General features: G+C 41.8%; 11 protein-coding genes. 7 read left to right on the plus strand and 4 right to left on the minus strand.

Features of this window, described 5'->3' with window-relative positions; translation table 11 throughout:
* The 3 genes from PJIAN_RS13335 to PJIAN_RS13345 all read right to left on the minus strand — a co-directional run bounded on the left by PJIAN_RS13335 (position 1) and on the right by PJIAN_RS13345 (position 5,432).
* A complete protein-coding gene (locus PJIAN_RS13335) occupies positions 1 to 1,977 on the minus strand; it encodes a DUF3858 domain-containing protein (RefSeq protein WP_084252417.1) in 1,977 nt (658 codons plus the stop codon).
* 278 nt (positions 1,978 to 2,255) lie between these two features.
* Complete coding sequence (locus tag PJIAN_RS13340) at positions 2,256 to 3,461, minus strand: cofactor-independent phosphoglycerate mutase (RefSeq protein WP_068705880.1); 1,206 nt, start codon at positions 3,459 to 3,461, stop codon at positions 2,256 to 2,258.
* 240 nt (positions 3,462 to 3,701) lie between these two features.
* Entirely contained in the window at positions 3,702 to 5,432 is a 1,731-nt protein-coding gene (locus tag PJIAN_RS13345; protein ID WP_068705886.1) for a DUF4153 domain-containing protein, read from the minus strand.
* Between the two features lie 211 nt (positions 5,433 to 5,643).
* On the opposite strand from PJIAN_RS13345, the gene PJIAN_RS13350 reads away from it, so the two are divergent.
* The 4 genes from PJIAN_RS13350 to PJIAN_RS13365 all read left to right on the plus strand — a co-directional run bounded on the left by PJIAN_RS13350 (position 5,644) and on the right by PJIAN_RS13365 (position 11,973).
* A complete protein-coding gene (locus PJIAN_RS13350; protein WP_068705887.1) occupies positions 5,644 to 6,915 on the plus strand; it encodes a DUF2851 family protein in 1,272 nt (423 codons plus the stop codon).
* A gap of 125 nt (positions 6,916 to 7,040) precedes the next feature.
* On the plus strand, positions 7,041 to 9,947 hold the full coding sequence (locus PJIAN_RS13355) for a TonB-dependent receptor (protein WP_068705888.1): 2,907 nt from the start codon (positions 7,041 to 7,043) through the stop codon (positions 9,945 to 9,947).
* A gap of 121 nt (positions 9,948 to 10,068) precedes the next feature.
* Entirely contained in the window at positions 10,069 to 10,797 is a 729-nt protein-coding gene (locus PJIAN_RS13360) for a carbon-nitrogen hydrolase family protein (protein ID WP_068705889.1), read from the plus strand.
* 9 nt (positions 10,798 to 10,806) lie between these two features.
* Positions 10,807 to 11,973 (plus strand): transglutaminase domain-containing protein, encoded by a 1,167-nt coding sequence (locus PJIAN_RS13365; RefSeq protein WP_068705890.1) that lies wholly within the window; start codon positions 10,807 to 10,809, stop codon positions 11,971 to 11,973.
* An 8-nt stretch (positions 11,974 to 11,981) separates the two neighbouring features.
* On the opposite strand, the gene PJIAN_RS13370 is transcribed toward PJIAN_RS13365, so the two are convergent.
* Positions 11,982 to 13,784: an LTA synthase family protein gene (locus PJIAN_RS13370; RefSeq protein ID WP_068705891.1), complete on the minus strand. Its 1,803-nt coding sequence runs from the start codon at positions 13,782 to 13,784 to the stop codon at positions 11,982 to 11,984.
* 218 nt (positions 13,785 to 14,002) lie between these two features.
* Between PJIAN_RS13370 and PJIAN_RS13375 the strand changes: the two genes are divergently transcribed.
* The 3 genes from PJIAN_RS13375 to PJIAN_RS13385 all read left to right on the plus strand — a co-directional run bounded on the left by PJIAN_RS13375 (position 14,003) and on the right by PJIAN_RS13385 (position 18,887).
* Complete coding sequence (locus PJIAN_RS13375) at positions 14,003 to 14,878, plus strand: glycoside hydrolase family 16 protein (RefSeq protein WP_068705894.1); 876 nt, start codon at positions 14,003 to 14,005, stop codon at positions 14,876 to 14,878.
* A gap of 85 nt (positions 14,879 to 14,963) precedes the next feature.
* Complete coding sequence (locus PJIAN_RS13380; RefSeq protein ID WP_068705896.1) at positions 14,964 to 16,301, plus strand: NADP-specific glutamate dehydrogenase; 1,338 nt, start codon at positions 14,964 to 14,966, stop codon at positions 16,299 to 16,301.
* A gap of 198 nt (positions 16,302 to 16,499) precedes the next feature.
* Positions 16,500 to 18,887 carry a TonB-dependent receptor gene (locus tag PJIAN_RS13385; RefSeq protein ID WP_068706476.1) on the plus strand — a complete coding sequence of 796 codons (2,388 nt, stop codon included), beginning with the start codon at positions 16,500 to 16,502 and terminating at the stop codon, positions 18,885 to 18,887.
* Positions 18,888 to 18,915: the final 28 nt, after the last annotated feature.

Here is an 18,915-nt window from a genome sequence, read left to right on the forward strand (position 1 = left end):
TTACAGATTCATTTTTTTCAGAACAACCTGCTCATTATTTTTTGCCACAATATGAGACCAAAAATCTTTAAGGTTCACATACTCAGTTGTAGGATAAATAGTCTGATTAAATGTAAGAGAAGATACGAGCTGTATTGATTCTCCTGCACTCTGAACCAGATAACTATACAACGCGTCTTTGTCATTAATTGCTACCTTTTCCGATTTGGGCATTTCTTCAACTGCAAAACCATTCGGCACAAGAATGGATATGGCATTTTTTACTATCCGTGGATATGAGAGCTCTACCGGTAATTCTCTTTTATCTGCCGTAAATGGATTTGATTTCTCCTGAAATAGCGTTAACAGATTAACATAAAGCTTTGAGTCTGCCAAAGAAGCTGCCTTATTAAAAGTAAATTTCTCAACAATAGGTTTATTTATACTATCAAGCCCGTTAATCTCATAACTATCAATATTCACACCATATTTATTCTGCAAAGACTCAATCCATTCATCCCTGTTTTTATACTTTTTATATTGCTCACGAAAATCATAGGCCAGTTGATTTGTTTTCATTGACGAAACTTCTACCATCATTTTATCATTTTCAAATTTAATCAATGAAACATTTCTCTCTAAGCTCGAATTAATATGCGACAAATCAACCCAATCTGACAAATTACTTTCCACACCTCTGAATGAACGGGCCATATCTACCAAATACTCATCATCCAGCACATTTATCGGAGCATTTTTTCGGGATACATCCATAAAATATTTATTGTCATCCACATCTAACCCAACAACAAAATAGTTAATGCTATTGATCGAAGGATTAGCTCTCGGAAGCCTTCCTTCACTCTTACTACTCATAACAATCGGATATGCGTCAAAGCCCGCATCCTTAAGAATATTAATCAAAATAAAATTCATATCAGCACTATTCCCTACTCCATCTTTCAATGCCTTCTTCAGAGAAGCATTGTATATCGATGTTTTTTCATTCCACTTTACTTTCGATTTGACCAAATCGTATAATGCCTGTATTTTTTCGACATTCGTCATTTTTGAATCCTTTATCGCTTTCACTTCTTCTTTCAGCAAACCCGATTTTTTAAGATTTCCCCCGAAATCACTATCATCCATCAATTGCTTTTCAACATCTTTCCATGTATAAGCAAATGATTTATAGACTGCTCCTGGAATCTGCACCCCAGATATTTCAAAAGACACCGAGGTTATATAATCATTCATATAAGCGACAAATTTATCTTTCTTAAGAGCTGGAAGGTTCTTGGCTTTCAAGAAAATATGCTGACTGGTACATAATAAAGGACCTCCGTTTAGCAGCAAGGTTTGATTTTCTGGTTCACGAATATTTTCCATAGGACAATATCCCCTGGTATTGACATTAAACGAAAAATATTCAGGAATCAGAACATCATAGATACTCTGGCATACAGGAATCTCTCTCTGGAATCTCCATGAGCGAATACTTCCCTCAAAATCAGACACAATAGTATACTTATATTCTATTAATGTACCTGCTTTTACGTTCGGCAACGTAATTTTTTTCTGAAAAACCTTTTCTTTAATATTCTCTGTGAAAATATATTCTTTTGATAATCTTGTCTTCTCAACCTTTCCACCTACATAATTGTAAGAATAGCCATCAATACTTTGCACAGTTTCTCTGCTATTAGGTCCATAATCCTCGTATCTAATTTTTATGTTTGCACAATCAGCTCCTGCGGGTTTGAGAATTTTAATTTTGGCATAAACATCAAAACACACCTGAAGATTATCATTATTTACCTGATAATAGCTGCTCCCCTTTTCGTAAAGAACAACAGCTACAGCACTCGTATCTTCCGCAAAAGAACTCATCTTCACTTCTTCTTCTGATACTTTACCAAATTTATTGGTATCTTTTTCTGCCGCTAGCATAAACGCATAAGATAAACAGCAGACCAGGCACACGAAAATTTTCTTCATTTTAGCATGTTTTTAATTAGTATGTAAATCCAAGGTTATTATTGCAAATAAAATTAAACATCTATTTTGCAGCATTTTAAATATAAAAAGCAAAAACATTACATGTTAAATTTTATCGGGATAAATATACTATATTTTTCATAATTAAAACTATATAAACAATTTTTCCTAATTAACATTGTAATGTATTGTCAAAGCGACAGCAATAGCCACAAAAAAAAAGGAGTCATTTATTATTATAACAAATGACTCCTTTAATAACAAAAAGCAGATATCGATCAACTCAACAGTATTTGCATAAACTGCTGGCTTTGTAGAATTCCGTATGAACCTTTTTGCGCCTCATATTCATCGTAAATAAGTACTGCATCGGGCTCTTGGTGCGGACGATAAATAACAAACGGCACCGGGGCTGCGGTGTGAGTTCTTATACTGCACGGCGTCGGATGATCCGGCAAAACAGCAATAGTAACCGGCTCATTCCATTTTGAAACTTCTTCGAATATCGGCTTCACCACTCTGCTATCCAAATATTCGATGGTCTTTACTTTAAGAGCCACATCTCCTTCATGGCCTGCTTCATCACTCGCTTCGATATGAAGATAGACAAAATCGTCGGTGCGCAAAGCATCAATTGCAGCCTGCGCCTTACCTTCGTAATTAGTATTGTAAAGTCCGGTTGCACCATCCACAACAATAGGCCGTAATCCGGCATACACACCGATTCCCTTAATGAGGTCCACGGCTGAAATAACAGCCCCACTCTTCACCCCAAATAACTGATTTATAGTTTTCATCTGAGGGCGATAACCGGGAGACCACAACCAGATACTATTTGCAGGATCCTTTCCCGCCGCCTTTCTTTTAAGATTCACCGGATGATTTTCCAGTAATTGTTGCGATTTCAAGGTAAGCTCATTCAATTTTTTAGCGGTTTGTTCCGCTTCTGTCGCCTGTGCCTTTATCATCACATTCTCAAAAGGAGTACCCGGCACATCGTGCGGAGGAGTACAATCAAGATGCTTATCTCCACCCTTCATCTTCAACAAATGACGATAGGAAACCCCCGGGAAAAACTTTATAACATCATCGCTAAGTTCTTTATTTAAAAATTCAATCAGTTCGGAAGCCTCTTCGTTTGAAATATGGCCTGCCGAATGGTTTTTTATTTTTCCATCCTCAATGCAAATCAAATTACAACGCATAGCCATTTCTCCATCTTCAATATCAATACCCATACTGGCAGCCTCCAAAGAACCTCTTCCTTCAAAGACCTTCGGAACGTCATATCCTAATACAGCCAGATTTGCAATCTCACTACCAGGAGCGAAACCTTCCGGAATAGTTTTCAGCATACCGGAACAACCCAGTGCTGCGAGCCTGTCAATATTAGGCTTGTGAGCGGCTTGCAACGGAGTTTTGCCCCCGAGTTCTGCAATAGGCTCATCAGCCATACCATCGCCTAGAATTACAATATATTTCATTTGCTAATAATTTTCTTGTTTAAGGAGATCAGGAAACTGTATCACTAAAAACCACTTTCACACCTATTGGGATTGCGAAACTGCATATCGGTTTCATTCTGTGATATTTTCACTGAAATATATTACACAAAGTAATTTTTATCCTATTAATTTTTACAAACAACTCTTTTTTACACCACAAAGATACAAAAAAGAGCCATGACAGACCGCCCCAAATTTCAGTCTTGCTACTTTTAGCGATCAATACATCAGGTACGCCTTCAAATATCCAACATGATATGATCGGGTCCTGCGATTATAATCTCCAGACACAGAGATAATAATCATTCTATAATTAGGCCCGTTCAAAGTCATTTCTTCTTTAGTGCATCTATTTCTCTTTTCAGTTCCCGCATTCACAAACTGCTGTAGCCTGGATCCCAGCGAAACCGTTATATATCTGGATGGCTGCGTTTTGATTTGAACCAAAACAACAGCTCCATCAATTTTCAAAACAACATTTTCATCCTCGTATGGATTATCCGGAGAGAACGACTTGTTAATCGCCACAATGTTTGAATAAGGAGCCACTTTGGACGACCAGGTATTTTCTGGTTGCCAGGCATCAAATTGCTGAATGACTTTAGAGTTTGTTTCCTGTATTCCAAAACGATTCACTATTTCCCGTGAACTCATTTTACTAACGGGATATGCAAACAAATACTGCAAGCTTTCCACACCGTATGTATCAAAGAGATAATTAGTGATCTCTGTAATTCTGTCTTTTGAAGTTGAATCTACATACATTGCCGGAATCTTCATTTTTACTGTCCCTCCATTTTCCAGAAAATGCAAACCCGATAGGCGACTCTTCAATTCATGACGCAAACTATATTTGGAGATATTCCCAATGCTCCATGGACCTACCGATGATAGAAATGCAACCAATGCAAACGACACAACAATCCACTTAATATATTTTGATTTCACAATAAACAACCAGATACTGACACCAAACAACCACAAATTCAGCAACAAGACATAGAGACGATTAATCGTCATGCCGTAATCATCCAGCCTTCTTGCAATAGCAACAAACATCAACACTAACAAAGGAAGAAGAACCAACGGAAAATATTTTGCCAACCACACCACCGTTCGGTTTTCCCCCCGAATACGAAGCGGATAAAGAATTATTATTGTAAGCAGCCCTCCGATTCCAAGCGCAGACACCAACATGGAAACCCACCCATTGGGTAATTCCCACTTCGCAATTATCTGAAACATGTACACATACAAAATTGACAGATAAATACAAAGGATTGGCAACAGAATATACAGTCCGAGTATTTTGAGCACTTTATTAAATTGGACTCGACTATCAAATTTCTCATCCGAATGAGGGATTGACGCCAGCCAATAAACCGGGGCAAAAATCACAAAACAAAAAACATTGAGGTATCCATATATTTTTTCGTTTATAACAACATGGAATAATTTATCGAGCGACAGAAGCGCCAGACCCAATCCACCCATCAGTACTGATGCGAAAAGATACGTCACCAGCAACAGTACAATAATATTATACACAAAGTTCCAAAATGGAATTTCGCAGGCCTTTTTCAGAAAAGCAATAAAAAATATGGATAATGCAAATGAGACCGAGACAACAACCACCTGATAAATATGTACAGGCTGCATGTGTTTAGGCAAGGTTAAACAATAAACAAGCCAGACTATTACCACCAGAATCTCCACTGATATAGCAGCGAGTTTATTTCTCATCTCCTCACATAACAGGGTGGTAGCGATTGACAAGAAGACTCCCCCCAAAAACAAAGGCCACATAAATTCGCTGATTTCAACCTTATAGTCATGAATTTTCAGCACAAACAGCACGCTTGTTCCTAAAACAAACAACAATGATAAAGGGAAACGAACTAACACCAGCTTTAGCTTTTCGTTCCAGTTCTTAAAAAAATAGAGTTTCATAGTCTGGCTGATTTAATGTAGTTACAAAAATAAAATTTGCTTAACAAAGAGAAACAATCAATTGACTTCAAAGATACTACCTACACTAACAAATCTGCGCATAAGAAGTTCATTTTACCAACAGACCAATACATATTTTTCAAATTAAACAAAATCTGCTAACTTTGAGTCACTACACAAAGAGAAAAATCTAAACATAAATTACTTACGGATGAAGGAAGCACTACTCCAGTATGCATGGCAGCATAAACTTTTCTACGCTGGCAATCTGGCTACAATCAAAGGGAAAAGAGTCGAAGTCATAGATCCCGGACAAATAAACAGAGATGCGGGACCTGATTTTTTTAACGCAAAAATCAAAATCGGAGAAACTGTGTGGGCCGGCAATGTTGAAGTGCACATAAATTCGTCTGACTGGAAAGACCATCACCATACCAATGACAGTGCCTACAACAATATCATTCTACACGTTATAGCCAAACATGACGCTGACATTTTCAGAATTTCCGGTGAAGAAATCGAACAATTACTACTCCCCTGCTACGAAGATCTTGAATCACGACACGAAGCATTGATGGGACAAAAATCGTTTGTTTCGTGTGCTGAACATTTAGATAAAGTTCCACGTATTCTTCTTTCCGACTGGAAAAATGCATTGCTAACAGAACGACTTGAGCTTAAAGTAAACGATATTGAAACACTTCTTCAAAACACGCAGAACAATTGGGAAGAAGCTTTTTATATAACATTGGCGCGTAATTTCGGAACAGGCATCAATTCTATTCCATTTGAACTTTTAGCCAAGAGTTTACCGCAGATATACCTAGCAAAACACAAAGACAATCTGACGCAAATTGAAGCGATGCTATTCGGTCAATCCGGACTACTAAATCAATCGCCGGCAAGCGATTATACAGACAAATTAAAACAGGAATACTCCTTTCTGAAAGCCAAATATCAACTCCAACCGATTGACGCCCATCTTTGGAAACTACTCCGCTTGCGCCCGCAAAATTTTCCTCACGTCCGGATTGCCCAGTTTGCTACTTTAACGAACAAATCCTCCAAACTCTTCTCAAAAGTTGTCAATGCAAAATCCATCGAAGAAATGGAGTCTTTGTTTGAATGTAGCACATCCGAATACTGGCAATCGCATTATACCTTCAACAAAGCCGCAGATTCAAAGAACAAAGCGATAGGTAAATCAACCATCAAAATTTTATTAATCAACACGGCTGCTCCGTTCCTATTTGCTTACGGACGATACAAAAACGACGAAAGAATGCAGGAAAAAGCACTTACATTGTTGGAACAAGTTACTCCCGAGCAAAACAGTATTATCAAAAACTGGAAGCAATACAATATCGCTGCAACCTCCGCTTTTGACAGTCAGGCCCTCATTCATCTCAAAAAACATTATTGCGATTGTAAAAAGTGCCTTCAATGCCGCATAGGACATTATGTGCTGAAACACGACTCTTAAACCGAAAAAATTACACAAAAATACCAAACCGAACATTAAACTTTTTAGCGTTTCTTGTATCTAACTAATAATTATTATTTGAAACACACCTTTCCCAATAATTTAACCGCTAAATTTTAGACTAAATGAAAAATTTGTTTCTCGCTCTGTTTCTAATTCTTTCGGCGACTGTTTCGGCTCAAAACATCACGGCAACCGGATCTATTTTTGATTCGAAGCACCAGCCACTGGTTGGGGCCACCGCAACTCTCGTTAGCAAAAGCAACCCAAACCATAAGTTGGGTGATGTCGCAAATGCCAACGGTAATTTTACTGTCAAAGGGCTATCGATTGGTACATACACCATGCAAATTTCGTTTGTAGGATTTACGACTCTGACCAAGAGTATTGAAATAAAACAAAACAATCAACGCTTAGGAAGTTTTACACTAAAAGAAGAGTCGATAGACCTCAAAGAAATAACTGCTGTAGGTCGGGCAACAAGAGCGCAACAAACAGAAGATACCATTAAATACAATGCTGATGCCTTTAAAACCATTCAGGGTGCTGATGCAAGCACGCTGATTTCTAAAATGCCGGGTATCGTAGTGGACGGATCGGGCAAAATACAGGCTCAGGGTGAAACAGTACAGAAAGTAATGGTAGATGGCAAACCGTTTTTTGACGGTGACCCGAACTTAGCTTTGAAGAATTTGCCGGCAGAAGTTGTACAAAACATCGAAGTATTTGACAAGAAAAGCGAACAAGCCGAATTTACCGGATTTGAAGATGGAAACTCGGTCAAAACGATCAATGTTATCACCCGAAGAGGCATGCAAACCGGAGTGTTCGGAAAACTGAATGCCGGTATCGGAATAAACGAAGACAACAAGACCGATTACCAGGGATCACTCTCTATGAATATCTTCAAAGGCAATCGCCGCATTACCCTGCTGGGAATGTCTAACAACATTAATCAACAAAACTTTTCGCAGGACGATTTAGCTGGCATAATGGGCGGTGGAATGGGAATGGGACGAGGTGGTCGTGGCGGAGGCTTCGGCGGTGGTTCCACATTGGTTTCGGGCGGTGGCGGTATAACCAAAACCAATGCCGGTGGGTTAAACTATACCGATAAATGGGGAAAGAAAATCGATATTACCGGTGGTTATTTCTTCAACATAACAAACAACACTTTGATCCAATCAAAGAATGATACCTATTTCAAGCAGGATGCATTGGGTCGATTCCAAACTTCGGACGAAAACGATTTTTCTCAAACAAAGAATATCAACCACCGTTTCAATCTCAAACTGGACTATCAGATCGACGCGAACAACTCGTTGACATTTATGCCGAACTTAAGTTTCCAGTCCAACAACGGAAATAGTTCGATGCTCTATAACACCTATCTGAACGGAGCCTCATCAACTAAAACCAACACGGCCACGAGCCGAGATGTAACTGCCAACAATCTATCGGGTATGTTGTTATATCGTCACCGGTTTAGCAAGTCTGGACGAACCATTTCACTTACCTTGAATGGAAGTTCCAACCAAAACAACAATGACGGATATACCGAAAAACATTTCCTAAACAATGTAATAACAGAAGATGACTATCAAACGATTCTGAACAATTCAAACGGCTATAGTCTGGGGGCCAATGCCATATACACCGAGCCATTGAGTAAAACATCGCAATTGCAAGCCACCTACCGCGTCAATTACAACCACCGCGACATCGACAAGCAAACAAGAGATCGTTTGACGATGGTTTTGGACACCGCATTGTCCAACTTATACAACAGCGACTATCTTACACAATCGGGTGGTTTGGGATATCGTCTCAGCAGTAAAGGATTAATGTTGATGGCTAATGTCGATGTTCAACATGCAGCCCTTCAGGGAGATCAGACCTATCCATTAATGGTCAATACCGATAAGTCGTATAACAGTATATTACCCAATATGATGTTGAATTACCGTTTCAACCCATACAATACGATAAGAGTATTTTTACGTGCGTCAACATCTGCTCCGTCAATTCAACAGTTACAAAATGTCATCGACAACTCAAATCCGGCTGCTATCACCGGAGGGAACCCGAATCTGAACCAGCAAATATCAAACAACGCCATGTTCCGATACACTTTCACCCCAAAATCGGGTCAAACCCTGATCGTCATGTTCAGTGCTGGTAACACCCTGCATTACATCGGGAATTCAACTATTTTGGCTACCAAAGATAGTGTATTGCAAAAAGGCATTATTCTCCGAAATGGTGCTCAATACAGCTCTCCGGTCAACTTAACCGGTAGCTGGAACATGAATTCGATGTTTACATTTGGATTTCCGGTCGACTTTCTCAAGAGCAACCTGAATATTTCGACCAATTTCGGATTCAATCAGATTCCCTCTCTTTACAACGGGGTAAAACAGATGACTAAAAACTACACTATCGCGCCTAAGGCAATCCTCGGAAGTAACATCAGCGACAAGCTCGACTTTACCCTCTCTTATGGTGCAGCCTATAACATTGCCCGTAACAATGTATCCTCAATATCGAACAATACCTATTTGAATCAAACAGCTAGTTTCAAGCTCGACTGGATATTCTGGAAAGGATTGACCTTCCAAAACAACATGTCTTACCAAAACTACCGCAGTTTTGCGAATAGTCTTTCAAGCGGTTTTTCTCAAAACTACTTTATGTGGACTGCCAGTGTGGGTAAAAAAATCATGAAAAATGACAGAGGGGAGATCAAGCTACAGGCTTATGACATCCTACGCCAGAACAAATCGTTGACACGCAATGTTTACGACAATTATTACGAAGATGCAATATCGAATGTAATGAAGCCATTTGTAATGTTGAGTTTCACATACGATTTACGTAATTTCAGCGGACAAAAATATCAACAGCAACAACAAAAACAGAATCGCCAAAGACAACAAATGTGGGAAAAAGGCGGAATGCCTCCTGCCGGTAGTATGCCTCCCGGAGGCGGTATGCCAGGTGGAATGCCTCCTGGCGGTATGCCAATGATGTAATTCTAAAACTCAACGGAAAGGCAGTAAGTAAAGAAGATTACTTACTGCCTTTTTCTTTTACTCCCATTTTAGGATGCGACGGCTTTTCTTAACTTTGTACGGAAAAATCAGCCCGCATAAGATGAAAATTTGTATCGTCCAGACATCCGCCTTCAAAGGTGATATTGAAAAAAATATTTCCAAACATCTGCAATTTCTTGATCTTGCCATTGCAAACCAATGCGATTTGGTGGTGTTTCCTGAACTCTCTCTTACCGGCTATGAGCCAACGCTTGCCAAAGAACTTGCAACAACCAGTAATGATGATCGACTCAGTTGTTTTCAAAAAATAAGTGATCAGCAAAATATCATTATCTGTATCGGATTACCGACTCAAATGGATGCAACGCTTTTTATCAGCATGATCATCTTCCAACCTGACAAAGAGCCCATCACTTATTCAAAGCAACACCGCTACCCTAGTGAGGTCGATTATTTCTCTCCGGGAGCTACGCCTGTTTATCTCCATATTGACGAAACAGTTGTTGCGCCGGCCATCTGTTATGAACTATCGGTTTCTCAACATGCAGAGAATGCATACCGCAATCAGGCATCCGTTTACCTTGCCAGCGTGCTTAATTCAGTAAGCGGCGTAGATGCGGACTTACAAAAACTATCCGACATCGCACGAAAATATCACATGACAACTGTTATGGCAAACTATGTGGGCGAATCGGGAGGATATGAGTGTGCCGGCAAAAGCTCGGTTTGGCATGCAGACGGCAATTTGGCAGGTCAACTCGATGGCACAAGCGAAGGAATCCTTATCTACGACACAACGACCAAATCTGTATTTCAAAAATTGATATAACCCGATCCTATGAGATTCAAAATTCTTTTTCTGCTTTTACTCTGCATATCTTTACATTCACAGGCTCAAACCGATTATCCCTCCGTTGATCAGATAGCGCTCCGGCTTCCCGAATCAGAGAGCAAGACAATAAACGGGATTGCGGCTTATATCAACAGCCATTTCAATACCCCGGACGATAAAGCCCGTGCTATCTTCTGCTGGATCACCCACAACATTGCCTATGATGTGGAGAACATGTACAAAGTCAACCTCTACCAAAACACAAATGATATTGTAGAGCGGACACTGAACACGCGGAAAGGCATTTGCATGTCTTACACCGAACTGTTCAATGCCATTGCAGCAAAAACTGGGTTAAAATCATTTGCAGTACAAGGGTACACAAAACAGAACAACAAAGTGGATATACTGCCACACGCGTGGAATGCAGTTCTGATTGGGTTGGAATGGAGTCTAATAGATGCCACCTGGGGTGCCGGATATATACAAAACGGGAAATTTGTCCGCCACATCGAAAACCGCAATTTCAAACCAAATCCACGCCAGTTCATCAATACGCATATACCATTCGATCCATTGTGGCAAATGCTCGATTATACCGTTACCAATCAGGATTTCTACGAAGGAAAAACGGGATCGGCCAATAAGAAGATATTCAACTATAAAGATTCTTTATCCGAATATCAAACGTTACCGGAAAGTAAACAACTCAGCGATGCCTCCCGGCGAGTGGAAGCCAACGGGGTGAAAAATGCCATGATTTACGAACATTTGCAACACCTTCACCAACAGTTGGAGTATCTGCATAATTACAAAATGACTGATCTTTTCAATCAGGCCGTCGCTCATTACAATAACGGCATTGCCCTGATGAATCAGTTTATCAATTACAGGAATAACCAATTTAATCCGAAGAAAGAAGACAAAGAAATCCGGCAAATGGTGGACACTGTTAGCATAGAACTTTCGGCATCACAAAGTAGATTGTCTGAAATTCAAAAGCCGGATGCACAAACAGCGGCATCCATTACTCAGTTAAACAAATCGTTGGAGCAGGCTACCGCCGGAATGAACGAACAAAAAGCATTTGTAGATAAATATTTCAAAACCGGGAAATTATTTCGTAAAACATTGTTCTACAAATACACCTTGATGGGCATACCCGTTCGTTGACATTCAGTCTACTGTTTTCCGAAATAATCGCGGGTTACCATCAAATCAGAGACATTCCAGGCTGATTTTATATGTTCACGGACGTTAGAAGCTGCTATTTGTGCCACACCAAACTCATGCATACGTGCATTGACGGCAAACGGAGTTTTTTCGGGAGCAAAAATACTGGTTCCCAAACCATGCCATTGATATTTCTGCAGGCCGAGAATAGAAATTAAAGACGGATAAATATCAATCTGTCCCATAACCGGAGCATAAGTTTGTTGCCGGTTTCCATTTACAACAATAAAGGGAGTAAGAGCAGTCTCGGCATTCCATCGCTTTGCATACACCCGCCACTGAGCCGGTTGACGTTTGGTACAATCGTGATCGCCAGTAATAATCAATACCGATTTAGAAAGCAAGCCGTTACTACGCAGTCCATCAACAAACCTTCCGATACATTGATCCACATAATGAATGGCATTCAGGTAAGCAGCCATGTCGGCAGGACAATTGGACGGCACTTTCAGGTAAATGCGGTCATTGGGCAATTTATAGGGATCGTGCGAACTTAACGTAATCATCTGCGCCATAAAAGGCTGTTTAAACGCTTTCAGCTTTTCCACCGACTGAGCCAAAAAGGTACTGTCGGTGAGTCCCATCTCGTAATACTCATCACAATTATATTGATCGACAGCTATCAGATCGTCATAACCCAATTGCCTGGTCAAAACTCCCTGATTCCAGAACGAAGCATTACCACCCAGCATGGTATGGGTGTTGTAACCTTTCTCTTTCAACGCCTTTGCCAATGTAAAATAGCTATTGCGCGCATAACGAAAACAAGCCGCTCCGGTACGGGGAGGAAGCATTCCGGCATTAAATATCAGCTGAGCGTCACTCGAATGTCCGCCATTTACCTGAGGTACCACATGAGGAGCATACAGGCACGATTCTTCTTTCAGCAATCGATTAAGATTGGGTGTAATTTCAGTTCCGTTCAGCGAATTGCCAATGGGGAAAGATTCAAGTGACTCCACTATCAGGATGATGACATTCTTGCTTCCGGCTTCGTGAACCGTCACCGGACTCATATCCTTCTTATTATCCTTCAACCATTTTTCCACAATTCGTTTCTCCGCCGCTGTCATTTGTGCTTGTTCGTGCAGGAGACTTTTGGCCTGATAAACCCAGCAATGAAAGAAGCCATAAGTTGAAGCGCCTTCCACCAAATCGTATCGAAACTCATTCTCTTCCGACAGCAGGTTACTCACCTGATTTCTATCCTTAAAAAGGTTATAGCCGATAGTAATCACAATGGCAGCCAAAACAACCGCACCACTAATTGCCCTCAAGCGAATAGATTCCGGAATGATTGATTTGCGAAAGAAGAACAGATAGCTCAACAATAATAAGACAGATGGAATCGGGAAAAACCAGTCGACTTTCCGGAAGGAACCGAGAATACTGTCGCCCAAGCCATTCAGGTTATTCACCATTGTGAATGAGTCGAAGGGAAGAAGAGTAAAATAGGTACGGTAATACAACAAGTTACTGATGCAGTAAAAGTTGAGCAAAAACAACACAACCAATAAAATCTCCTTATGCCTGCGCATTAAAAAATAAGGCAGGACTAAAATCAGCGACGTGGCAATATGAAGAAATACAGACGAAGGAATATCCGTACTAATCGGCTGTTCTACAATGTCCAGAAACAACCAGAAATTGTAATAAAAAGCAGCTGTGAACAAGAGGAAAAACAGAATATTGTAGCGATATGGCAACGAATTCTGTAAGAAAAATTTACACCGGAGGAAGAAGGTTCTCATCTAATAATTTGGGCCCTGATTTTGGCGCGACAAAGGTATATACTTTTTGGTCAATGCCGCACGACAATTGGTTAAAAATACTAAGAAGCAACACTTTACAGCAATGGCCACCCTCGGAGTCCCGCTTACTGAATGAAAACATGTCCTAAATTGCATCTATTGTGATCTTGTCCCTCGCAGGGAACGGCTATATTTGCATTCACCAAATCCGGTCTGACATGAAAACACCTTTCTTCCTTTTTGTTCTCTTTGCATGTTTTATGAGCAAAGCAATAGCCATCAATCCCTACTCTCCCGATTTTTCAAAACCGAAGCCACCTGCCAGAATGAAACTGGTTTTCAGCGAAGAGTTCAACTACACCGGCACGCCTGATTCAGCTGTTTGGTCGTACGAAACGGGATTCAAACGCAACCAGGAATTACAATGGTATCAGAGTGATAACGCTTACTGCAAAAACGGATGTCTTGTCATCGAAGGTCGCAAAGAAAACCGACCCAACCCGAACTATCGGGTGGAAAGTTCTGACTGGCGCGCCAGTCGCAAAGATATCCAATACACCTCGGCCAGCATTCAGACTGCTGGAAAGAAAAGCTGGCTTTTCGGACGGTTTGAAATACGTGCCCGGATTGATACCGCCACCGGATCATGGCCGGCCATCTGGACGCTGGGATCCGGTCGTGAATGGCCATCGTGCGGAGAAATTGATCTTATGGAATTTTATCGACCAGAAGGAATTCCGACTATTCTGTCCAATGTTGCATGGGGTACTAACGTTCGCTACAGAGCAAAATGGAACTCGGCCAGAAAAGCTATTGCTCCGTTCATCGCTAAAGACAAAAACTGGCCCCGCAAGTTTCATGTATGGCGCATGGATTGGACTAAAGAGTACATAAAGCTTTATATCGACGACATTCTCCTAAACACCACATCATTGAGCGAAACCATCAATCCGGACGGCAGCAATCCCTTCTTAAAACCTCAATATCTATTGCTCAATCTGGCTCTTGGCAGCAATGGCGGAGACCCGTCTAACAGCACCTCCCCCATTAAATATGAAGTGGATTATGTAAGGATTTACCAACAGATACAATAAATTTTCTTTCCATAATTTGAACATTTTTTACATTCAGATTGTAACTTCGTTGCATCGGAACATCAACCATAAATGATTAATCACCATGCAAGTAGAACAAGTCCTCAACGATCTGAAGCAACGGTTCCCAAACGAACCCGAGTATCATCAAGCTGTAGAAGAAGTACTACTTTCAATCGAAGATGTGTATAATGCCCATCCCGAGTTTGAAGCTCACAACATCATCGAACGCATATGCATACCGGATCGCATCTTTACTTTCCGCGTAAGCTGGGTCGACGACAAAGGCAAGGTACGTACCAACATGGCTTATCGTGTGCAGCACAACAATGCCATCGGGCCCTATAAAGGAGGGATGCGCTTTCATGCCTCCGTTACTCTCTCTATTCTAAAGTTCCTTGCTTTTGAACAAACCTTCAAAAATGCTCTCACCACTTTACCTATGGGCGGCGCCAAAGGAGGATCGGATTTCAGTACCGAGGGCAAGTCGGATGGCGAAATCATGCGTTTCTGTCAGGCATTCATGACGGAACTATGGCGGCATATTGGGCCCGAAACAGATGTTCCGGCTGGAGACATCGGAGTCGGTGCGCGTGAAGTGGCTTATATGTATGGTATGTACAAAAAACTAGCCCGCGAAAATACAGGAACCTTTACCGGCAAAGGACTCGAATTCGGAGGCTCACTGATTCGACCTGAAGCTACCGGTTATGGCAACATCTATTTTCTGATGAACATGTTGAAACGCAAAGGCATTACCGACCTGAGCGGCCAGACCATCGCCATTTCGGGGTCAGGCAATGTGGCAACCTATACGGCACAAAAAGCGTTAGAGTTGGGGGGAAAAGTTGTAACGATGTCGGACAGTAACGGTTATATCTACGATCCGGATGGTATCAACAAACAAAAATTAGACTACATTTTTGAATTGAAAAACATCCGGCGCGGACGCATTAAAGAGTATGCCGAAACGTATGGATGTAAATATGTTGCCGACGATACACCATGGAAAGAACCCTGCACTATTGCTCTACCATCTGCCACACAAAACGAAATTAATGAGGAAGATGCCGAAGCTTTGGTACAAAACGGTTGCATTGCCGTATCCGAAGGTGCTAATATGCCAAGCACCCCCGAAGCGATCGAAGTCTTTCTGAAAAACAAAATCATGTATGCTCCCGGCAAAGCTGCCAATGCGGGTGGCGTTTCCGTTTCGGGACTGGAGATGAGTCAGAATTCCATGAAGCTAAGCTGGCCAAAAGAAGAAGTGGATCAACGCCTCCAGCATATCATGGCCAGCATTCACGATGCCTGCGTAAAATATGGTACCGAACCCGATGGTTATGTTAACTACCAGAAAGGTGCCAATATTGCCGGATTCATGAAAGTAGCCAGAGCCATGATGGCACAGGGAATCCTGTAATAATGATTAATTGTTAATGAAACGCCCGGAAAAATTCGGGCGTTTTTCGTAGGGACGAATCAGCAATGACCAGGGTCAATAAATTGCATCAATATTTCTATTGATACATTGAATATTTTTCATATTGCAAAAAGATTATAACAAATGTATATTTGCAAGCGAAAACGAACAACCGATATTCTTAAAAATATGGAAATTATGTTGATGCGAATATACTCTATGCTTACTTTACTGCTATTGCTGATCATTTCTCCGATTCAGGCTCAGCAACAAACACATGCCATCCGGGGCAATGTATTAGACAAAACCACTCGCGAAATGCTACCTTTTATCAATGTAGTGATTTGGGAAACTACGAAAGGCGCCACTACCGACAGTGTCGGAAACTACACTATTGGCGGTGTGAAAAGCGGCACTTACCGTTTGCAAGCCTCCGCCGTTGGTTACAAAACTTTTATATCGCCCGAATTTTCTGTGGTAAATAAAGATATGGAATTCAACATTGAACTGGAGGAGAATACAGAAACGCTAAAGGAAGTAAAAGTGACAGCTGGTCCGTACCGTAAACCCGCCGAAAGTCCTGTGTCGATGCGGGTGATCGGTTTTGCAGAAATTGAAAAGAGTGCCGGAGCCAACCGCGACATTTCAAGAGTTATCCAATCGTTTCCGGGAGTGGCCTCGGCTCCATCCGGCTATCGCAACGACCTGATTGTGCGTGGTGGTGGCCCCTCCGAAAACCGATACTATATCGACGGAGTAGAAATCCCCAACATCAACCACTTCTCCACGCAAGGTGCATCGGGCGGTCCGGTGGGCATTATCAATGCCGAGTTGATTCGTGAAACCGACTTCTACTCGGGAGCTTTTCCGGCAGGAAAAGGCAATGCTATGAGTTCAATTCTCGATTTCCGGCTCAAAGACGGCAACAGCACGACCCGCACTTACAATATTGCGCTTGGTTCGTCCGAAGCTGCCTTCACCACCGACGGATACATCAACAAAAAGACGACCTACCTCTTTTCAGCACGCCAATCGTACCTACAACTGCTCTTCAAGGCATTGAAACTTCCGTTTCTGCCGGCTTACACCGATACGCAGTTCAAGGTAAAAGTCAAGTTCGACAAAAAGAACGAACTGACCTTGCTTGGCCTCGGTGCTATCGACAACATGTCGCTAAACACCGATACGGCCGGACAAACCGATGGCAACAAATACATTCTGACCACCATTCCAGTGATCCGCCAAACCACCTATACACTGGGTGGCGTGTGGAAACATTTTGCAGGGAATACGGTTCAGAGTTATGTACTGAGCATAAATAACCTCGACAACAAACAACATAAATACCGCAACAACGACGACAGTTCGGAAGCCAACAAGATACTCGATTATTCCTCGTTCGAACGCGAAATCAAGTTCCGCTTTGAAAACAGCAGCCAACTTGACCACTTCCGTCTCAATATTGGTGCAAACACTGAACTGGCACGCTATTTCAACAACACACGCCAAACTGTTTATGCGAATGGCATCTCTACCAACTTGGCCTACAACACCGACATTTCGTTCTTCAAATGGGGACTTTATTCCTCATTAAACTATGACAGCAACGATGGTAAACTCACTGTCTCGGCTGGTCTGCGCACTGATGCCAATACCTTTACCAGCTCCATGTCGAACCCTCTTCGCCAACTCTCGCCTCGTATCTCGCTGGCCTATTGCATTGCCGACGGGTGGTATATCAACGGAAATTTAGGGCGCTATTACCAACTGCCCTCCTACACCGTGCTAGGCTATAAGAATGACTACGGAATGCTGGTCAATAAGGCCAACAACATACGCTACCAGAGATCGGACCAAGTGGTTATCGGACTGGAGCAACGCCCCACCAACTACATACGCCTGACGCTCGAAGGCTTTTACAAACGATATACAGACGGATTGCTATCTGTCTCCGACGGCATTCCTCTCTCCTCCAAAGGAAATGACTATACGCTGTTCGGGACGGAAGCGGTCACCTCCTCAGCAAAAGGGCGAGCCTACGGAGCTGAAGCACTGGCACGTTGGTTCGGATACAAAAACCTGAACCTGATCGTGGCTTATACCTTTGTGCGAAGTGAATTTTTGGAGCCGGCAACCGGCAAATATATCCCGTCGTCATGGGACAACCGCCACCTATTAACCATGACCGGCAGCTACAAACTACCACGCAACTGGGACATCGGCACCAAACTACGGGTAATCGGCGGAGCACCATACACGCCTTACGATGCTTACAAATCGTCGATCAAAGCCGCCTGGGATGCGCAAAATCGTCCGTATTACGACTATTCTCGATTCAATGCCGAACGTGGTGCTGTATTCTCACAACTCGATATCCGCATTGATAAAACCTACTATTTCAAAGGATGGATGCTCGGCTTCTATTTCGATGTACAGAACGCGACCAACAGTAAATACCGTCAGGCTCCTGTGCTAAATAGCACCGGAGTAACCGACCCGACTGATGCCAACCGCTACCTCATGAAAACTATTGATGTAGAAAACGGCTCTGTGGTTCCATCCATCGGTATCATGATGCAGTTCTAAAAACAAAATGCTCTGTAAATATAAAACC

Source organism: Paludibacter jiangxiensis, assembly GCF_001618385.1.
Taxonomy (GTDB): domain Bacteria; phylum Bacteroidota; class Bacteroidia; order Bacteroidales; family Paludibacteraceae; genus Microbacter; species Microbacter jiangxiensis.

Excerpts from the sequence above, each read along its gene's own strand:
- PJIAN_RS13365 (WP_068705890.1), top strand. The coding sequence starts at position 10,807 with ATGAGATTCAAAATTCTTTTTCTGCTTTTACTCTGCATATCTTTACAT.
- PJIAN_RS13360 (WP_068705889.1), top strand. The coding sequence starts at position 10,069 with ATGAAAATTTGTATCGTCCAGACATCCGCCTTCAAAGGTGATATTGAA.
- PJIAN_RS13355 (WP_068705888.1), top strand. The coding sequence starts at position 7,041 with ATGAAAAATTTGTTTCTCGCTCTGTTTCTAATTCTTTCGGCGACTGTT.
- PJIAN_RS13350 (WP_068705887.1), top strand. The coding sequence starts at position 5,644 with ATGAAGGAAGCACTACTCCAGTATGCATGGCAGCATAAACTTTTCTAC.
- PJIAN_RS13385 (WP_068706476.1), top strand. The coding sequence starts at position 16,500 with ATGTTGATGCGAATATACTCTATGCTTACTTTACTGCTATTGCTGATC.
- PJIAN_RS13375 (WP_068705894.1), top strand. The coding sequence starts at position 14,003 with ATGAAAACACCTTTCTTCCTTTTTGTTCTCTTTGCATGTTTTATGAGC.
- PJIAN_RS13380 (WP_068705896.1), top strand. The coding sequence starts at position 14,964 with ATGCAAGTAGAACAAGTCCTCAACGATCTGAAGCAACGGTTCCCAAAC.
- PJIAN_RS13335 (WP_084252417.1), bottom strand. The coding sequence starts at position 1,977 with ATGAAGAAAATTTTCGTGTGCCTGGTCTGCTGTTTATCTTATGCGTTT.
- PJIAN_RS13370 (WP_068705891.1), bottom strand. The coding sequence starts at position 13,784 with ATGAGAACCTTCTTCCTCCGGTGTAAATTTTTCTTACAGAATTCGTTG.
- PJIAN_RS13345 (WP_068705886.1), bottom strand. The coding sequence starts at position 5,432 with ATGAAACTCTATTTTTTTAAGAACTGGAACGAAAAGCTAAAGCTGGTG.
- PJIAN_RS13340 (WP_068705880.1), bottom strand. The coding sequence starts at position 3,461 with ATGAAATATATTGTAATTCTAGGCGATGGTATGGCTGATGAGCCTATT.